This window comes from Streptomyces sp. SCSIO 75703, from assembly GCF_036607905.1.
GTDB lineage: Bacteria > Actinomycetota > Actinomycetes > Streptomycetales > Streptomycetaceae > Streptomyces.
On sequence record NZ_CP144555.1, the window covers coordinates 6,425,889 to 6,442,485 of the forward strand.

Genomic DNA, 16,597 nt, shown 5'->3' on the forward strand with positions numbered 1-16,597 from the left:
AGGTCTTCGCCATGTTCAAGATCCAGCAGTGTCAACAACGCTCGTGATCAATACACCTAGTGCCTGGGGGCGCTCCTGGCGGCCGTCCCGGCGCAGACCAGCCCCAGCGCCAGGGCCAGACCTCCGATGACGGCGTTGTTCCAGATCACGCCGGCGTCCGGGTGGGTGCCGACGATCCACGGCGAGATGATCATCCACACGCCGACCGCGCACATCGCCCAGCTCAGGCCGTACATGCGCTCCGGGGCCCGGGTGAAGCCGAGCGCCAGCAGACCGATGGCGACGCCGATGATCAGGTTGTGTGCCACCAGTGACGGCTGGTTGGCCGTGAAGTGGACGATCCACGGGGACACGGCACAGTAGAGGCCGAGCAGGAACACCGGCCCGTCCACGAGTGCCACGTCGCGGCCGCCGAGCATGCGGGCGTAGCGGGCCCGCATCTCCGGGGCGTCGGGATGAGTGGCGATGTCACCTCTTGAGTGCGAGACGTTGGCCATGACTCGTCTCCTTCGTGACGTACGGGGCCTGACGCGGCGGAGGGTCCGAACTCACGCCACGCACGTCCATTGTGCTCTTATTCACCCCTTATGTGTAGAGCTGGGGATAAGGAGAGGTGCCCGTGATCCCGTGCGAAACGGTCACCCGCTCCCCGGTGCGCACCGGTCGGGGGGATCGTCGGCCAACTGGGCCCGTGGCGGGGTCCGTTCGGCCTCGCTCCGGCGATGCGGCCGGAATTGGTCTACACCCTTGACTGGTACAGACCAACGCGGTTGAGTGTCCTCCCCACCCCCCCACCACGGTCGCCCCACGCCGTGGCCGGCCCGGCCGGTCCGTGCGTACGAGGCCGTCGCCGCGCCCTTCCCCCGGCGCGGGAGCGACCGTGCTCCGACAAGGAGGCAGTACCTGTGTCGAGACGCCGTATCTCCGCCCTGGTGACCGTGCTCGCCCTCGCCGGTGCCGTGCCCGCGCTGCTGCCGGCCGCCCCGGCGTCCGCCGCGTCGTGCTCCGGCTATCCGAACTGGTCGGCCGGCACCCACTACAACGCGGGCGACATCGTCCGCTACACGGACGGCAAGGCGTACATCGCCGAGCACGCGAACCCGGGCTACGACCCGGTCATCAGTACCTGGTACTGGAAGCCGTACGCCTGTGAGGACGGCGGCTCCCAGACGCCGGTCGGCGACTTCGTGGTCAGCGAGGCCCAGTTCAACCAGATGTTCCCGGGCCGGAACTCCTTCTACAGCTACGGCGGGCTGACCGCGGCGCTCGGCGCCTACCCGGGCTTCGCCAAGACCGGCAGCGACGTGACGAAGAAGCAGGAGGCGGCGGCCTTCCTCGCCAACGTCAGCCACGAGACCGGCGGACTCGTGCACGTCGTCGAGCAGAACACCGCCAACTACCCGCACTACTGCGACTGGGGCCAGCCGTACGGCTGCCCGGCCGGACAGGACGCGTACTACGGGCGCGGCCCGATCCAGCTGAGCTGGAACTTCAACTACAAGGCGGCCGGCGACGCCCTCGGCATCGACCTGCTGGGCAACCCCTGGCTGGTCCAGAACGACTCGGCCGTCGCCTGGAAGACCGCGCTGTGGTACTGGAACACCCAGTCCGGGCCCGGCAGCATGACCGGCCACAACGCCATGGTCAACGGGGCCGGCTTCGGTCAGACGATCCGCTCCATCAACGGCTCCCTGGAGTGCGACGGCCGCAACCCCGCGCAGGTCCAGAGCCGCGTCGGCACCTACCAGCGGTTCGCGCAGATCCTCGGTGTCGACCCGGGCGGCAACCTCTACTGCTGACCCGGCCCACGGCACCGGCGGCGCCGTCCGTCCCCCGCTCGGGCCCCGGCCCACCGCGGTGGACGGGCGGCGCCGCCCTCGCGTCCGCGGCGCGCCCCGCACGTTTCCGGCCGGGGCACGGCCGGGGCCCGGACTGGTCTCCAGGCAGTTTTACGTATAACCTCTCCCGTCACCGCCGTCCCGACGGCTCCGGCGCCCCACCCCCGCCCGGCCCCGCCGCGAGACCCCCGAACGACCTGCCGAGGAAACCCCCGCATGACCGCGCCCCGCATCGACACCGCCACCCTCCGCGCCCTGCCCAAGGCCGTCCTGCACGACCACCTCGACGGCGGCCTGCGCCCCGCGACCGTGGTCGAGCTGGCGGACGCCGTCGGCCACACCCTGCCCACCACCGACCCCGGGGAACTGGCCGCCTGGTACTACGAGGCCGCCAACTCCGGCGACCTGGTGCGCTACATCGCCACCTTCGAGCACACCCTCGCCGTGATGCAGACCCGCGAGGGGCTGCTGCGCACCGCCGAGGAGTACGTCCTCGACCTCGCCGCCGACGGCGTCGTCTACGCCGAGGTCCGCTACGCCCCCGAGCTGATGCTCCGCGGGGGCCTCACCCTCGCCGAGGTCGTCGAGACCGTCCAGGAGGGGCTGGCCGCCGGCATGGCGAAGGCGGCGGCCGGGGGCACGCCGGTCCGGGTCGGCACCCTGCTGTGCGGGATGCGCATGTTCGACCGCACCCGCGCCACCGCCGAGCTCGCGGTCGCCTTCCGCGACGCCGGGGTCGTCGGCTTCGACATCGCCGGCGCCGAGGACGGCTTCCCGCCCGCCGACCACCTCGACGCCTTCGCGTACCTGCGGCGCGAGAACGTGCCCTTCACCATCCACGCCGGCGAGGCGCACGGGCTGCCCAGCATCCACCAGGCCCTCCAGGTGTGCGGCGCCCAGCGCATCGGCCACGGCGTGCGCATCACCGACGACATCCCGGACCTCGCCGGCGGCAAGCTGGGCCGGCTCGCCGGCTGGGTCCGCGACCGCCGTATCGCCCTGGAGATGTGCCCGACCTCCAACCTCCAGACCGGCGCGGCCACGTCCATCGCCGAGCACCCGATCACCGCGCTCAAGGACCTCGGCTTCCGCGTCACCCTCAACACCGACAACCGGCTGGTCTCGGCCACGACGATGACCCGCGAGATGTCCCTGCTGGTCGAGGAGGCCGGCTGGACCGCGGACGACCTGCGCACGGTCACGGTGAACGCCCTCAAGAGCGCCTTCATCCCCTACGACGAGCGCCGGGCGCTGATCGAGGACGTCGTCCTGCCGGGCTACGCGGCGCTGCCGAGGACCAGCCCCCGGACGTAGGCGGCCTGCCCGACGTGCTGGAGGTCGTCGGACAGGACGCTGACCAGCCGCACGCCGAGGGTGACCGGCGGGTCCCACCCCTCGTCCACCACCTCGTCCAGGTCCTTGGCGGTCAGCGAGCGCAGCGCGCCCAGCGTCCGCTCGTGCACCGCGTCGTGGTAGCCGGTCAGCAGGCCGGGGGAGCCGACCCGCACCGCGGCGACCTTCGCCGGGGTGTGGCCGTACCCGGTGTCGTGGCGGGGCAGGCCCAGCCCGAAGCGGTCCGCCCAGCCCCCGGCGAGCCACACCTGGTCGAGGCCGAAGGCGTCGGCGACGTGGTCGTCCTGCACCCGGGTGAGGTGCCAGACCAGCCAGGCCACGGAGTTGGCGCGGCCGTCGGGGCGGGCGTGGAGCGCGTCGGGTCCGAGGCCCTCGACGGCGGCGTGGACCTCTTCCCGGATGCGGCCGTAGCCCTCGATGAGGATGTCCTTGGCGTGCATGCCTCCACCATGGCGCAGCCGGACCTCAGTCGCTCCCCGTCCCCAGCAGCGCCAACAGGGCCCGCGCCGCCGGACTGGTGGCCGGCGGGGGCGGGGACAGGGCGATCGTCTCGTACAGCGTCCCGGCGCCGTCCTTGAGCGGGAGGGAGGCCAGAGACGCCCGTTTGTGCCGGAAGTGGCGCGGCACGACCGCGATGCCGAGGTCCTCGTCGATCAGGTCGAGCAGCCCGTGCACGTCGTTCACCTCCAGGGCGACGCCGCGCCGGACGCCCGCGGCGGCGAAGGCGGCGTCGGTGATCCGGCGCGGGCCCCAGTCCGGGTGGAAGTCGACGAACACCTCGTCGGCGAGGTCGCCGGGGGCGAGCACCGCGCCGCCGGCCGCGAGGCGGTGCCCGGGGTGGCACAGCACGGTCATCGGTTCCGCCGCCAGGGAGGTGGAGCACAACTGGTCGGTGTCGGCCTGGGTGCGGTAGGCGAAGGCCAGGTCCAGGCGCCCGGCCGCGACCTCCTCCGCCAGCTCGCCCGAGCCCGCCTGCCGCAGCCGGATCTCCACGTCCGGGTGGCGCCGGCGGAACGCGGCCAGCAGCCCCGCCACGTGGACGCCGGCGATGCACTGCTCCGTGCCCAGCGACAGCGTGCCGCGCAGGACGCCCTGCACGGCCGCCACCGCCTCGTGCGCCGCCCGCACCTGGGCGAGGACGCGCCGCGCCTCGCCCAGCAGCGCCCGCCCGGCCTCCGTCAGCGTCACCCGCCGCGTGGTCCGGACGAACAGCGGCGTCTGCAGCTCCCGCTCCAGCGCCCGCACCGACGCCGACAGACCGGACTGGGAGACCAGCAGCCGTTCCGCCGCGCGGGTGAAGTGCCGGTCCTCGGCGACCGCCACGAAGTGCCGGAGCTGACGCAGTTCCATGATTGAGAAGCGTATCCGCTGAATCCCATCGGATTCTTCTGTTGGACCACTGCCCGCGGGTCACGCCAGAGTGGGAACCGGTCCCTCCCCAACCCGTACCCGGGTACCAAGCCCCTCAGGAGTCGCGTTGTACACCGCACACCCCGACCGTTACGCGGACATGCCCTACCGGCGCACCGGACACAGCGGCCTGAGGCTCCCCGCGCTCTCGCTCGGCCTGTGGCACAACTTCGGTCCGGACCGTCCCGTCGAGACACAGCGCGCCATCCTGCGCCGCGCCTTCGACCTCGGCGTCACCCACTTCGACCTCGCCAACAACTACGGTCCCCCGCCCGGTTCCGCCGAGTCCGCGTTCGGCGAGGCGCTGCGCGCCGACTTCCGCGGCCACCGCGACGAACTGATCGTCTCCACCAAGGCCGGCTACCTGATGTGGCCCGGACCGTACGGCGAGTGGGGCTCGCGCAAGCACCTGCTCTCCTCCCTCGACCAGAGCCTGCGCCGGACGGGCCTGGAGTACGTCGACGTCTTCTACTCGCACCGCCCGGACCCGGAGACTCCGCTGGAGGAGACGATGGGGGCCCTGCACACGGCGGTGCAGCAGGGCAAGGCGCTCTACGTGGGCGTCTCCAACTACTCCCCGGAGCAGACCCGCGAGGCCGCCCGCATCCTCGCCGGCCTCGGCACCCCCCTCCTGATCCACCAGCCGCGCTACTCGCTGCTCGACCGGCGCCCGGAGACCGAGGGCCTGCTGGACACGCTCGACGAACTGCGGGTCGGCTCCATCGCCTACTCCCCGCTGGAGCAGGGCCTGCTGACCTCCCGCTACCTCGACGGCATCCCGGAGGACTCGCGGGCCGCGAGCGACAGCCCCTTCCTGCGCTCCGACGCCGTCACCGGCGAACTGGTCGGCCGGCTGCGCGCGCTGGACGAGATCGCCGGAGCGCGCGGGCAGACGCTGGCGCAGATGGCCCTGGCGTGGGTGCTGCGCGGCGGCAGGGTGACCTCCGCCCTGGTCGGCGCGAGCAGCCCGGCGCAGTTGGAGGACAGCGTCGCCGCCGTGCGCGGGCCCGGGTTCACGGACGAGGAGCTGGCCCGCATCGACCGCGTCGTCGCGGGCTGACCGGCCGGCACCCCGCCGGGTCCGGCCCGCCGCTTCCCCCGGGAGACGGCGGGCCGGGGGCGCTCGGGCCGCCGGGGGACAGCCCGTCGCGCACGCCGTACACCCCGCGGCCGGGGCCCGCCTCGTCTCGGCCCGGTGATCACCCGGAATATGCCAGGAGACTGGCCGGAAACTCATGGTGACAGTCGTTCAGCGGTGAACATACTCACCTTGAGGGCTGTCTCACACCGCGCGACAGCTCCCTCACGCGCCGCACACGAGCCGCGTGGCCGCCGTCCGCCCGACCGGCGGGCGTGCCGGACGACGGGGGAGGGGAGCCGTGCACGACGAATTCCTGTGCCATGTCACCGCCTACGGGGTCTGTGACGGCCGGCGGATCGGCGTCCCCCTCGGCACCTACCGCGCCCCCACCCTCGCCCTCGCCCTGTGGTGGCTGCGCGACCGCGCCTCCTGGATCGCCGAGCGCCTCGATCCCCAGCCCGACACCGCCCACCTCCCGCGCGGCGCCCTGACACCGCTCGCGGACGACGCCCCCGACGTCCCCGCCGTGCTGCGCGCCTGGTGCGCCGACGTCGTGCGACAGGAATCGGTCGCCGAGGAACTGGCCGCCGGACGGCTCGTCCGCATCGCCACCGGCGACGAGACCACCGAGTACGAGCTGCTCGCCGAGTCGGTCGACGCCCTGCGCATGCAGCGGGCCGCCCCGCCGCCGGTCGTCACCGTCGCCTGAGCCGGGCCCGGGGCGAACCCGGTGCCGCGCTCCGCTCAGGCGTCCGGTCCGGGCACCCGGCCCCGCACCGCGCCGGTGCGCCGGCCCACCGCGCGGGCGAGCAGCGCCCCCAGGAACCCGGCGACCAGCCCCCAGGCCGCGGCGAGACCCACCGCGCCCCACAGCCGGGGCCGCAGGAACACCCGGCCGGACAACTCCCCGCCCAGGTTCCCGATACCGAGCACCGACAGGCCGAAGTGCGCCGAGATCCGGCCGAGCAGGCCGATCATGAGCACGGTGAGCGCGAGCGCGACGGCCATGTGCACGGCCAGGCGCCAGGGCGGCGTCCGGGCCGGCGACCGCGCCGCCAGCAGGAAGCCGGCGGCGAGCAGCAGGACGACGTCGGCGGCCGGCAGCCACCAGACGCGCCCGTCGTGCTCGGCGAGCGTGCCCAGGTTCACCGTCGAGAGGCCCGGGGTGCGCATCACCTGGTCGAGGACGTGCGGCATCGGCAAGCCGAACGGCCCCTCCACCCGCCCGTCCCAGGTCGCGCCCATGCCGATCGTCAGGGCCGGCCACGCCACGTTCGGCAGGCCGAGCAGCAGCACCGCCAGCGTCCGGGAGGCGTGTCCCCGCGTCCCGGCGACCACCAGGCAGATGACGACACCGATCACGAGCGAGGCCAGCAGCAGCGCCACCATCGCGAACGCGGCCGGCCGCACCGACTCCCGGTAGCGCAGCAGCCGCCCCGGCAGCGGCGCCCCCGGCGACACCAGCAGCGCCAGCAGCAGCACCCCCGCCAGCCACAGCAGCCCGTAGAGGACGCTCGCCCCGAGGTCGGTCGTGAAGCCGATCCTCGGGTGGATGCCGAGGAGGTCCCCGAGGTCGTTCAGCAGCCCTTGGCCGAGGGAGATCTCGAACGTCTGGTGGGCCGCGTACGCCATGCCGATCAGGGCGAGCAGCCACAGGAAGGCGATCCGCCCGGCCCAGCCGGCCAGTTCCCCCGCGCCGGCGACGGCCCGGTGCCGCAGCGGGCGCAGGAAACCCCAGCCGATCACCAGGGCGCCCGTCAGCGTCACGGAGAGCGGCAGCACCGACAGCGCGGCGTCGGTGCCGACCAGCGCGTCGGCGTTTCCGGTCACCTCCAGGGCGCCGCCGACCGCGGTCACGACGGTCGCGGTGACGACCCGGGGGAAGGCGCCGACGGGCAGATCGCCTGCGCCGGCGGCCCACAGGCCCAGCGCGGCCACCACGCCCATGGCGACGAGCCCGGCCAGCACCGTGCCGAGGGCCTGCGCCCAGCCGTGCCGGGCGACCGCCGGGCGGAGAGGGGTTCGCGCGCTCACCCCGCCACGCTAAGCAGCCTCCGCGCCCCGCGCCCGCCCGGTGGGTCCGTCCGCGTCGCCGGGTGCCGCGCCCGCCCGGTGGGTCCGTCCGCGTCGCCGGGTGCCGCGGGGTCCGGCGAGCCGGTGCCGTTCCCGGTCGCGTGGCGGGCCGGGGCTCAGCCGGAGCGGACGACGAGGGCGTGGTCGCCGAGCCCCAGCAGCCGCGCCGGGGACAGCTCGCCGCGGGTCGTGAACACCGCGAGCACCCGGCCGGTGCCGGGCGAGAAGGCGGCGTCCAGCACCCTGCCCCGCTCCTGTCCCGCCTCCGTCAGCACCAGGCTGCCCACCGGGTCGCGCGGGCGTCCCGGCGGGCCGGGAACGGCGCCGGCCCGCAGCCGGACGCCGTCCGGGCCGACCGAGCGCACCGCGTCCCAGGACACCTCGGTCTCCTTGCGGAAGGGGCCCCGCCGGACCCGTACCCGGCGCACCGTGCCCGCCGCGGCGTCGACCGAGAGGGACGCCACCGCACCCAGCCGCGTGTGCCCGTCCGGGCCCGTCACGGGCAGCCCGCGCACCTCGGTGAGCAGCATCACGGCGGCGCCCCCGGCCCCGGGACGCCTCGCGCCAGCGCGGTCAGGCCCGCCAGGTCGTCGGCGACGTGCCGGACGGTCTCCCCGGGCAGGACGAGCGTGCGCCCGGCGACCGTGAGCGACGGGCCGCGCACCACGTACACCCGGCGCCGGTGCCCGGAGCGGCCCGGCGCGAACCGCGGCTCGGCGGCGATCCGGAAGCCGACGACCCGGCCGCTGGCACCGCCCTCCACCACGACGTCCAGGACCGTGTCGACGGTCTCGCCCGCCTCCGTCAGCACCCGCGCGCCCAGGACCCGGGCCCGCAGACTGCCCCGGGGGCCGGTCAGCGCGTCCTCGGAGACCAGCCCCAGCGCGTCCCGCATCATCACGGCGTCGTGGCCGAGCGCTTGCACCGACGGCCAGGGCAGGGCGTGGGGGAGCGGACCGGACAGCAACCGCCGCCCGGTCAGGGTGAACCCGGTGATCCGGCGGGCGTCCGCGTCGAAGAGCGTGTCCCTCACATGGGCGATCGCGTCACCGCCGAGGGTCACCACCGGCCGGGTGCCGAGGCTCCGCGCGGCCATGAGTTCGTCCATCGCGCACCCTCCCGCGACCCCGGGTTCCCCGTCCGGCTGTGACGATGCACGCACTGCCGGCGCGGGGGGACTGGGGGGCCGCGCTCGGGGTACGAGGACAGGTGCAGTAGCGTCCGGCCAGTCCGGCTTCCGAGAGAGAAACGCATGACCGAATACCTGGACGGGGCAGTGATACCGACTGGCTTCGACGTACCCGTGGAACCGCTGAGGCGGGCGGCGCACTACTCCGGCGAGCAGGGCAGCATCGCCGAGGCCCGTTCCTTCGCCTCGCTCTTCCTCGAACAGCTCCGGACCGAATGGTGCGCCGAGATCGGCCGGCGCTCCGACGGCGCGGTGCTCCTGGTCGTCAGCGAACTGGTCACCAACGCCGACCGGCACAGCAGCGGCCCGTACATCCTGGAGCTGGAGGGCACCGACACCTCGGTCGAGGTGCGCGTCTACGACAGCAGCGGGTCGGTGCCCCGGCGTTTTCCCCGCGACCCCGAGCGCGTCGGCCGGCACGGACTGGAGATCGTCCACGCCCTGGCCGAGGCCGTCGTCGTCGAACGGGTGCCGGTGGGCAAGCGGGTGCGCGCCCTGGTGCGGCTCTCCGCCGAGTGACTTTCCCGACCGGCTGACCGGCCGGGAAGGCCGGCCCGGCCGGCGAAAGGGCCGACCGGCCACCGGGACGGACTCCGGCCCCGGCCCCCTGCCGTCCGGTCCGCCGCCGATCCGTGCCTCCGGCGGTCTGCGCCGTCCGCCGCCGATCCGTGCCTCCGGCGGTCTGCGCCGTCCGGCGCGCGCGTGCGGGCGGGCAGGGGCCCCCGGTCAGGCGCAGCCCAGTTCGCCGAGCATGCCCTCCCGCAGCCGGGTGATGATCCGCTTGATCAGCCGGGAGACGTGCATCTGCGAGCAGCCGAGCCGTTCCCCGATCTCCGCCTGGGTCGCCTCCTCCACGAACCGCATGTGCAGGATGCGCCGGTCGCGTTCGCTCAGCTCGGCCATGAGCGGGGCCAGCGAGTGGAAGTCCTCCACCAGCCGCAGCCCCTCCTCCACGCCGATGAAGTCGGCGAGGACCGACTCGCCGTGCTCGGGCCCGTCGCCGGTCAACGCGGCGTCCAGGGAGGAGGAGTTGTAGCCGTTCGAGGCGATCTGTCCCTCGACGACCTCGCTCTCGTCGATGTTCATCAGGGTGGCCAGCTCGGCGACGGTGGGTTCGCGGTCCAGACGGCTGGACAGTTCCTCGCGGGCCTTGGCGAGTTCCACCCGCAGCTCCTGGAGCCGGCGCGGCACGTGCACGGCCCAGGTGGTGTCCCGGAAGAAGCGCTTGATCTCGCCGACGATGTACGGCAGCGCGAAGGAGGTGAACTCGACCTCGCGCGACAGCTCGAACCGGTCGATGGCCTTGATCAGGCCGATCATGCCGGTCTGGACGATGTCCTCCATGTCGTCGCCGCGCCCGCGGAACCGTCCGGCGGCGAAGCGGACCAGGGACATGTTCATCTCGATGAGGGTGTTGCGCGCGTACTGGTACTCGTGCGTGCCCTCCTCGAGTTCGGCCAGACGGTGGAAGAAGGGGCGGGACAGGTGCCGGGCGTCGCGGGGCGCCACGGCACGGGGGTCCTCGACACCCGGCAGTGATCCCTCGCCCGTGGTGCTCCCGGTGGTCTCCTCGACGACCTGCGCGCTGGGCCGGATCACGGCGCTCTCCATTGCCTCTCCCACGAAATCCACGGTCCGCCCGTTCCTGCCGGGGCCTTTCCCGTGTGCGGGTACCCGGACCGTCACCGCCCATGCCCCCGGCGTGCGCGGGTGACCGGAACGCGACCCCGCGCGCGCCGCCCGGGACCGCACGAGTGCCCCCAGGCCGCCTCCGGGGACCGGAGGAGCACCCGGGCGGGCGGCGGCTCCGGCTGAAAGAAGCCCCTCCGGGGCGCAGAGTGGCGATACGGCGTCATGCCGACACGGCGACCCGGCGACATGTCGCCCCGGCGCGCGGCCGGCCGTCCGGCCGCCGCCCCTCACCCCCGCACCCCACCCCCTTCGCACCCGGTTCCCCGGCCGCTTCCCCGGCCGCTTCCCGGGCCGCCGATGAGTTCCCGGGCGCCGGAGGGTCTCCATGGGTGACGGTGTTCCACTCTCCGGGAGGAAACCCATGACCACCGACGGCTTCATCACGTGTCTCTGGTTCGACGGCCGGGCGGAGGAGGCGGCCCGGTTCTACGTGTCGGTCTTCAAGGACGCGGGCCTCGGCCCCGTCACCCGCTACACCGAGGCGGGACCGGGTCCGGCCGGCTCCGTGCTGACCGTGGAGTTCACGGCCCACGGACAGCGGTTCATCGCGCTCAACGGCGGCCCCGACTTCCGCTTCACCGAGGCGATCTCCTTCCAGATCTCCTGCGCGGACCAGGCGGAGGTCGACTACCACTGGGCGCGGCTCACCGAGGACGGCGGGGAGGAGGGGCCCTGCGGCTGGGTGAAGGACAGGTTCGGGGTGTCCTGGCAGGTCGTCCCGCAGGTCCTGACGGAGATGGTCCGCGACCCCGACCAGGGCAAGGCGGCCCGGGCGACCGCCGCCATGCTGACGATGGGCAAGCTCGACATCGCCGCCCTGGAGCGCGCCTACGCCGGCGCGTGACGGCCCCGCGCCCGTACGGGAGCCCCGGCCCGCCGGGCGTCCCGCACCCGCGCGGTCCTGCCCGGATCCCGTCCCCGCGCGCGTCCGCGCCGGGATGGCTAGCGTGAGAAGAGGGGCCAGTCCCCGACAGAGCACAGCGATTCCTCGAACGGAGGCGGCAGCCATGGCCGTACAACCTGAAGGCGCCCCGTGCTGGGCCGACGCGATGTTCCCGGACCTGGAGGCGGCCAAGAACTTCTACGGGGAAGTCCTCGGCTGGACCTTCGGCGAGTCCTCGTCGGAGTACGGCGACTACACCCAGTGCTACAAGGACGGCAAGGCGGTCGCCGCCGTCGTGCCGCCCATGCCGGGACAGGAGAGCCACGCGCAGTGGTGCCTCTACTTCGCGTCCCGCGACGCCGCCGCGACCGCCGCGCAGATCCGCGACGCCGGCGGCGAGATGCTGATGGAACCCATGCAGGTCGGCGAGTTCGGCACCATGTGCCTGGCCCGTGACCCCGGCGGGGTGCTCTTCGGCGTCTGGCAGGGCGGCACCCATGAGGGCTTCCAGCTGATGGGCGAGCCCGGGGCGTACTGCTGGGCGGAGATCTTCACCCGTGAGACCGGCGCGTCGGACACCTTCTTCCCCACGGTCTTCTCCTACGCGGCCAAGCAGATGGACGACGACGCGGTCGACTTCCGGGTCTTCGAGCTGGGCGACCGGCCCGTCATCGGCCGGATGGCGATGACGGACGACTTCCCGGCCGGGATGCCGCCCTACATCAACGTCTACTTCGGGGTCGCCGACTGCGACGCGGCGGTCTCCCGGGCCACCGAGCTGGGCGGCGTGCTGAGGTTCGGGCCGATGGACACCCCCTTCGGCCGCTTCGCCGCCATCAGCGACCCGCAGGGCGCCAACTTCTCGGTGATCGACACCTCCAGGACCGAGGGGGAGATGCCCAAGCTGCGCCAGGTCGACTGAGCGCGGTCCGAGTGCCCGCCACGCCGTGGCATGATCGGTCCCATGCGTGAACGTGTGGTGGCCGCGTGCGACGGCGCTTCGAAGGGAAACCCGGGACCGGCCGGCTGGGCCTGGGTCGTCGCCGACGCCTCCCAGGCTCCGGTCCGCTGGGAGGCGGGGCCGCTCGGCCGGACCACCAACAACGTCGCCGAACTCACCGCCCTGGAACGCCTGCTGGAGTCGACCGACCCCGAGGTGCCGCTGGAGGTCCGGATGGACTCCCAGTACGCCATGAAGGCCGTCACCACCTGGCTTCCCGGCTGGAAGCGCAACGGCTGGAAGACGGCCGCCGGCAAGCCGGTCGCCAACCAGGAGCTGGTCGTGCGCATCGACCGGCTGCTCGACGGCCGCGCGGTCGAGTTCCGCTACGTCCCCGCCCACCAGGTCGACGGCGACCCCCTCAACGACTTCGCCGACCGTGCCGCCAGTCAGGCGGCCACCGCCCAGGAGGAGGCCGGCAGCGCGCTCGGCTCGCCCGAGCCCCCGGCGGCACCGGACGTGCCCGCCGCGCGCAAGGCCCCGCGCCGCAAGCCCGCGGGCAAGGGCGACGGCTCCTCCTCACGCACCCTGAAGGCGAAGTTCCCCGGCCGCTGCGTCTGCGGCCGCTCGTACGCGGCCGGCGAGACCATCGCCAAGAACGACCGGGGCTGGGGCCACCCGGAGTGCCGCACGGTGGCCGCGGCACAGCCGTAGCCGACGACGGAGCCCGCTCCACCTCCGGCCCCGCCCCGCTGCCGGGCGGGGGCGAATCGCGCTGCCCCGGCGCACCGGCGCCCCACCCCTTGACTGCTACTCTGCGGTCCTGCGTCATCAAATGACCGTTTTGAGCGTATTCAGGGGTGTGTGTGAAGGTCGTCTGCGTCGGCGGCGGGCCCGCCGGCCTGTATCTCTCGATCCTGCTCAAGCTCCAGGACCCGTCCCACGACGTCACCGTCCTCGAGCGCAACCCGGAGGGCTGCACCTACGGCTGGGGCGTGACCTACTGGCGCGGGCTCCTCGACCGGCTCCACGAACACGACCCGGAGTCCGCCCGCGCCGTCGAGGAACACTCCGTACGGTGGCGCGACGGCGTCGCCCACGTCCGCGACCTGACCACCCGGCACCGCGGCGACGAGGGCTTCGGCATCGGCCGCCACCGCCTGCTGGACGTCCTCGCCGCCCGCGCCCGCGCGCTCGGCGTCCGCCTGGAGTTCGGCCACGAGGTCACCGGCGACGACCTGCCCGGCGCCGACCTCGTGGTGGCCGCCGACGGGGTGCGCAGCGCGCTGCGCACCCGGTACGCCGGCCACTTCGGCACCGAGATCCGGGCCGGCCGCAACCACTACGCCTGGCTCGGCACCCCGAAGGTCTTCGACGCCTTCACCTTCGCCTTCGCCGACACCGACCACGGCTGGATCTGGGCCTACGGCTACGGCTACGGACCCGAGGGCAGCACCTGTGTCGTCGAGTGCGCCCCCGAGACCTGGACCGGCCTCGGACTGGACCGGGCCGACGAGGCCGAGGGCCTGATCCTGCTGGAGAAGCTCTTCGCCGGCGTCCTGGACGGCCACCCGCTCACCGCACGGCCCACCGCCACCGCCCCGCCCGCCCCCTGGCTCACCTTCCGGACCCTCACCAACCGCACCTGGTCCAAGGACAACCTCGTCCTGCTCGGCGACGCCGCCCACACCACGCACTACTCCATCGGCGCCGGCACCACCCTCGCCCTGGAGGACGCCATCTCCCTGGCCGGCGCCCTGCGCGCCGACACCGGCCTGCCGGCCGCCCTCGGCGCCTACGAACGCGAGCGCAAGGCCGCCCTCCTCCCGGTGCAGAGCGCGGCCCGCTACAGCGCCCGCTGGTACGAGAACCTGCCGCGCTATCTGGGGCTGCCGCCGCACGAGATGTTCGCCCTGCTCGGCCAGCGTCACTCGCCCCTGCTGCCGTACGTCCCGCCCCGGCTGTACTACCGGCTGGACCGCGCCGCCGGACGGCTGGAGCCCCTGCGGCGGGCCAAGCGCTGGCTGGGCCCCCGGGTGGCGCGTACGGTGCAGTCCCGCGCCCTGACCCACCGCCGGTAGCCCCTCCCGGCCGCCGAACGGTGTCCCAGCACGTCGTCACCCCGCGTCATCCCACCGCGGGGTGACGGGGCCGTCGGGGATGACAGACTGGCCCGCATGGACGAGCGCACTTTCGACAGGTCGGATCAGCACGCCTCCGTGATCGGCCTCGGCACCTGGCAACTGGGCGCCGACTGGGGGGACGTCGACGACAAGCAGGCCCTCGCGGTGCTGGAGGCCGCCGCCGAATCGGGGGTGACCTTCTTCGACACGGCCGACGTCTACGGCGACGGCCGCAGCGAGCGGACCATCGCCGCCTTCCTGCGGGGCCGGCCCGACCTGCACGTGCTGGTCGCCACCAAGATGGGCCGCCGGGTCGAGCAGGTCCCGCAGAACTACGTACTGGACAACTTCCGCGAGTGGAACGACCGCTCCCGGCGCAACCTCGGCGTCGACGTCCTCGACCTCGTGCAGCTCCACTGCCCGCCGACCCCCGTCTACTCCAGCGACGAGGTGTTCGACGCCCTCGACACCCTCGTCGAGGAGGAGCGGATCGCCGCCTACGGCGTCAGCGTCGAGACCTGCGCCGAGGCACTGGCCGCCATCGCCCGGCCGAACGTGGCCAGCGTGCAGATCATCCTCAACCCGTTCCGGATGAAGCCGCTGCGCGAGGTCCTGCCGGCGGCCCGGGAGGCCGGCGTCGGCATCATCGCCCGGGTGCCGCTGGCCTCGGGGCTGCTGAGCGGCAAGTACACCGCGGACACCGTCTTCGCCGCCAACGACCACCGCTCGTTCAACCGGCACGGCGAGGCGTTCGACCAGGGCGAGACCTTCTCCGGCGTCGACTTCGCCACCGGGGTGGAGGCCGCCGCCGAGTTCGCCGCCCTCGCCCCCGAGGGCTACACCCCGGCCCAGCTCGCACTGCGCTGGATCGTGCAGCAGCCCGGTGTCACCACCGTGATCCCCGGCGCCCGCTCACCCGAGCAGGCCCGCGCCAACACGCGGGCCGCCCGGCTGCCGGAGCTGTCCGCGCGGACCCTGGACGCCGTCCGCGACCTCTACGACCGGCGTGTCAGGGAACAGGTCGAGCACCGCTGGTGACCGGCGCCCCGCCCCGGGGCCACCGCCTCACGGCACCAGGAGCAACTGCCTCTCCCGCTCCTGGTCGCCGGAGGCGGCACCCTCGTCCCGCGCGGTGAAGGCGCGGGCCAGCGTCTCGCTCGCCGTGTCGACGGCGTGCGGGGTGCCCTGCACCGTGACGGTCACGGGCGCGGACAGCCGCCCGGCCGCCCGCGGCCCGGGCGACTCGCGCCCCGCCGCCCCCGCGGCGAAGGTGGCGGTGCGCACCGTGGCGCCGTCGTCCGCGGGCGGGCCGTCCGCCGCCCCGAAGGCGGCCTCCAGGGCGCGGACGACCGCCCGCGCGTCGTCGACGCCGCCCCCGCTGAGGGTGACGGTGAGCTGAGTGCCGGTCATCCCGCTCCAACCTCCTACGGCCGCTGCCTGGTCCCGCCCCGTGTAACCCCCGCCCACGGGGCCCAAACCATGACGGCCCCGCGCCGGGCCGTCAGCCCTCGGCCATGACCTGGGCGAGGAAGTCGTCGAGGCGGACCTCCTCCTCCCCGGGACGTACCACCGCGTGCGTCTCCCGCAGGAACGCGGCGAGGGGCGCCGCCCAGACGTACACCACGGCCCGGTGCCGTTCCCCGCCGGGACGGGTGTCGCCGAGGAACTCCAGGCACAGTTCCTCCCACAGCCCCCGCGACTGCGGCCGCATCCGCACGTCACCGACGCCGACCGGCCGCAACAGCGCCTCGGCGACCATCTCCCGGTCCAGCGTCCACCGCGCGAGCACCCGGCCGTGGTGGGCGAAGACCACGGTCAGCGCGAACGGGTCGGCGGCGTCGTAGCCCAGGTGGGCGAGGACCGGGAAACGTTCACTGTCGCCCGCCTGGAGCTGCACGACCAGGGTGGTGCGCACGGGGGAGTTCACGAGGGGAGACCTCCGGGGAACGGGTGCGGTCGGACACACGGCGGCTGGTACCCCGTCCGACCGCCCGATGCTCACGCAACCGGGTGAT

General features: G+C 73.9%; 19 protein-coding genes. 10 read left to right on the forward strand and 9 right to left on the reverse strand.

The genetic code is table 11. The features are described from left to right. Positions 1-56: 56 nt before the first annotated feature. Positions 57-497 (reverse strand): SPW repeat protein, encoded by a 441-nt coding sequence (locus tag VM636_RS28240; protein WP_030419189.1) that lies wholly within the window; start codon positions 495-497, stop codon positions 57-59. Between the two features lie 408 nt (positions 498-905). Here VM636_RS28240 and VM636_RS28245 point away from each other — a divergent pair, with 408 nt between their 5' ends. Together VM636_RS28245 and VM636_RS28250 are read left to right on the forward strand one after the other, a co-directional pair. Continuing rightward, positions 906-1,799 (forward strand): glycoside hydrolase family 19 protein, encoded by an 894-nt coding sequence (locus tag VM636_RS28245; RefSeq protein ID WP_030419190.1) that lies wholly within the window; start codon positions 906-908, stop codon positions 1,797-1,799. A gap of 255 nt (positions 1,800-2,054) precedes the next feature. Next, positions 2,055-3,152: an adenosine deaminase gene (locus tag VM636_RS28250; protein WP_030419191.1), complete on the forward strand. Its 1,098-nt coding sequence runs from the start codon at positions 2,055-2,057 to the stop codon at positions 3,150-3,152. On the opposite strand, the gene VM636_RS28255 is transcribed toward VM636_RS28250, so the two are convergent. Next, positions 3,116-3,631, reverse strand: a complete 516-nt coding sequence (locus tag VM636_RS28255) for a DinB family protein (RefSeq protein ID WP_030419192.1) — start codon at positions 3,629-3,631, stop codon at positions 3,116-3,118. The two genes, VM636_RS28250 and VM636_RS28255, sit on opposite strands and share 37 nt — an antisense overlap. A gap of 25 nt (positions 3,632-3,656) precedes the next feature. Continuing rightward, positions 3,657-4,541, reverse strand: coding sequence for a LysR substrate-binding domain-containing protein (locus VM636_RS28260; protein ID WP_030419193.1), 885 nt, complete (start codon positions 4,539-4,541; stop codon positions 3,657-3,659). A 127-nt stretch (positions 4,542-4,668) separates the two neighbouring features. On the opposite strand from VM636_RS28260, the gene mgrA reads away from it, so the two are divergent. Further along, positions 4,669-5,661, forward strand: coding sequence for an L-glyceraldehyde 3-phosphate reductase (gene mgrA, locus VM636_RS28265; RefSeq protein ID WP_053914792.1), 993 nt, complete (start codon positions 4,669-4,671; stop codon positions 5,659-5,661). Between the two features lie 319 nt (positions 5,662-5,980). Continuing rightward, entirely contained in the window at positions 5,981-6,391 is a 411-nt protein-coding gene (locus tag VM636_RS28270) for a hypothetical protein (protein ID WP_030419195.1), read from the forward strand. Positions 6,392-6,426: 35 nt separating this feature from the next. On the opposite strand, the gene VM636_RS28275 is transcribed toward VM636_RS28270, so the two are convergent. From VM636_RS28275 to VM636_RS28285, 3 genes are all read right to left on the reverse strand, one after another. Further along, a complete protein-coding gene (locus tag VM636_RS28275) occupies positions 6,427-7,716 on the reverse strand; it encodes a streptophobe family protein (protein WP_030419196.1) in 1,290 nt (429 codons plus the stop codon). A gap of 155 nt (positions 7,717-7,871) precedes the next feature. Next, complete coding sequence (locus tag VM636_RS28280; protein ID WP_078855793.1) at positions 7,872-8,285, reverse strand: PRC-barrel domain-containing protein; 414 nt, start codon at positions 8,283-8,285, stop codon at positions 7,872-7,874. Then, positions 8,285-8,863, reverse strand: coding sequence for a PRC-barrel domain-containing protein (locus tag VM636_RS28285; RefSeq protein WP_338485963.1), 579 nt, complete (start codon positions 8,861-8,863; stop codon positions 8,285-8,287). Before VM636_RS28285 ends, VM636_RS28280 begins: the two co-directional genes overlap by 1 nt. A 144-nt stretch (positions 8,864-9,007) precedes the next feature. Between VM636_RS28285 and VM636_RS28290 the strand changes: the two genes are divergently transcribed. Beyond that, positions 9,008-9,463: an ATP-binding protein gene (locus VM636_RS28290; RefSeq protein WP_030419199.1), complete on the forward strand. Its 456-nt coding sequence runs from the start codon at positions 9,008-9,010 to the stop codon at positions 9,461-9,463. 207 nt (positions 9,464-9,670) lie between these two features. On the opposite strand, the gene VM636_RS28295 is transcribed toward VM636_RS28290, so the two are convergent. Beyond that, a complete protein-coding gene (locus tag VM636_RS28295; RefSeq protein WP_338486478.1) occupies positions 9,671-10,555 on the reverse strand; it encodes an RNA polymerase sigma factor SigF in 885 nt (294 codons plus the stop codon). Between the two features lie 442 nt (positions 10,556-10,997). Between VM636_RS28295 and VM636_RS28300 the strand changes: the two genes are divergently transcribed. From VM636_RS28300 to VM636_RS28320, 5 genes are all read left to right on the forward strand, one after another. Continuing rightward, the gene (locus VM636_RS28300; protein ID WP_338485964.1) at positions 10,998-11,480 is read left to right on the forward strand and encodes a VOC family protein; all 483 of its coding nucleotides are present in this window, start codon (positions 10,998-11,000) and stop codon (positions 11,478-11,480) included. 163 nt (positions 11,481-11,643) lie between these two features. Next, positions 11,644-12,441: a VOC family protein gene (locus VM636_RS28305; RefSeq protein ID WP_030419202.1), complete on the forward strand. Its 798-nt coding sequence runs from the start codon at positions 11,644-11,646 to the stop codon at positions 12,439-12,441. Between the two features lie 30 nt (positions 12,442-12,471). After that, on the forward strand, positions 12,472-13,173 hold the full coding sequence (locus VM636_RS28310) for a ribonuclease H (RefSeq protein ID WP_053914789.1): 702 nt from the start codon (positions 12,472-12,474) through the stop codon (positions 13,171-13,173). A gap of 146 nt (positions 13,174-13,319) precedes the next feature. Then, positions 13,320-14,540, forward strand: a complete 1,221-nt coding sequence (locus VM636_RS28315; RefSeq protein ID WP_338485965.1) for an FAD-dependent monooxygenase — start codon at positions 13,320-13,322, stop codon at positions 14,538-14,540. Between the two features lie 96 nt (positions 14,541-14,636). Then, the gene (locus tag VM636_RS28320; protein WP_030419205.1) at positions 14,637-15,620 is read left to right on the forward strand and encodes an aldo/keto reductase; all 984 of its coding nucleotides are present in this window, start codon (positions 14,637-14,639) and stop codon (positions 15,618-15,620) included. Between the two features lie 27 nt (positions 15,621-15,647). On the opposite strand, the gene VM636_RS28325 is transcribed toward VM636_RS28320, so the two are convergent. Both VM636_RS28325 and VM636_RS28330 read right to left on the reverse strand, forming a co-directional pair. Continuing rightward, a complete protein-coding gene (locus VM636_RS28325) occupies positions 15,648-15,992 on the reverse strand; it encodes a hypothetical protein (protein WP_053914786.1) in 345 nt (114 codons plus the stop codon). Between the two features lie 91 nt (positions 15,993-16,083). After that, on the reverse strand, positions 16,084-16,509 hold the full coding sequence (locus VM636_RS28330; protein WP_030419207.1) for an SsgA family sporulation/cell division regulator: 426 nt from the start codon (positions 16,507-16,509) through the stop codon (positions 16,084-16,086). Positions 16,510-16,597 lie beyond the last annotated feature (88 nt).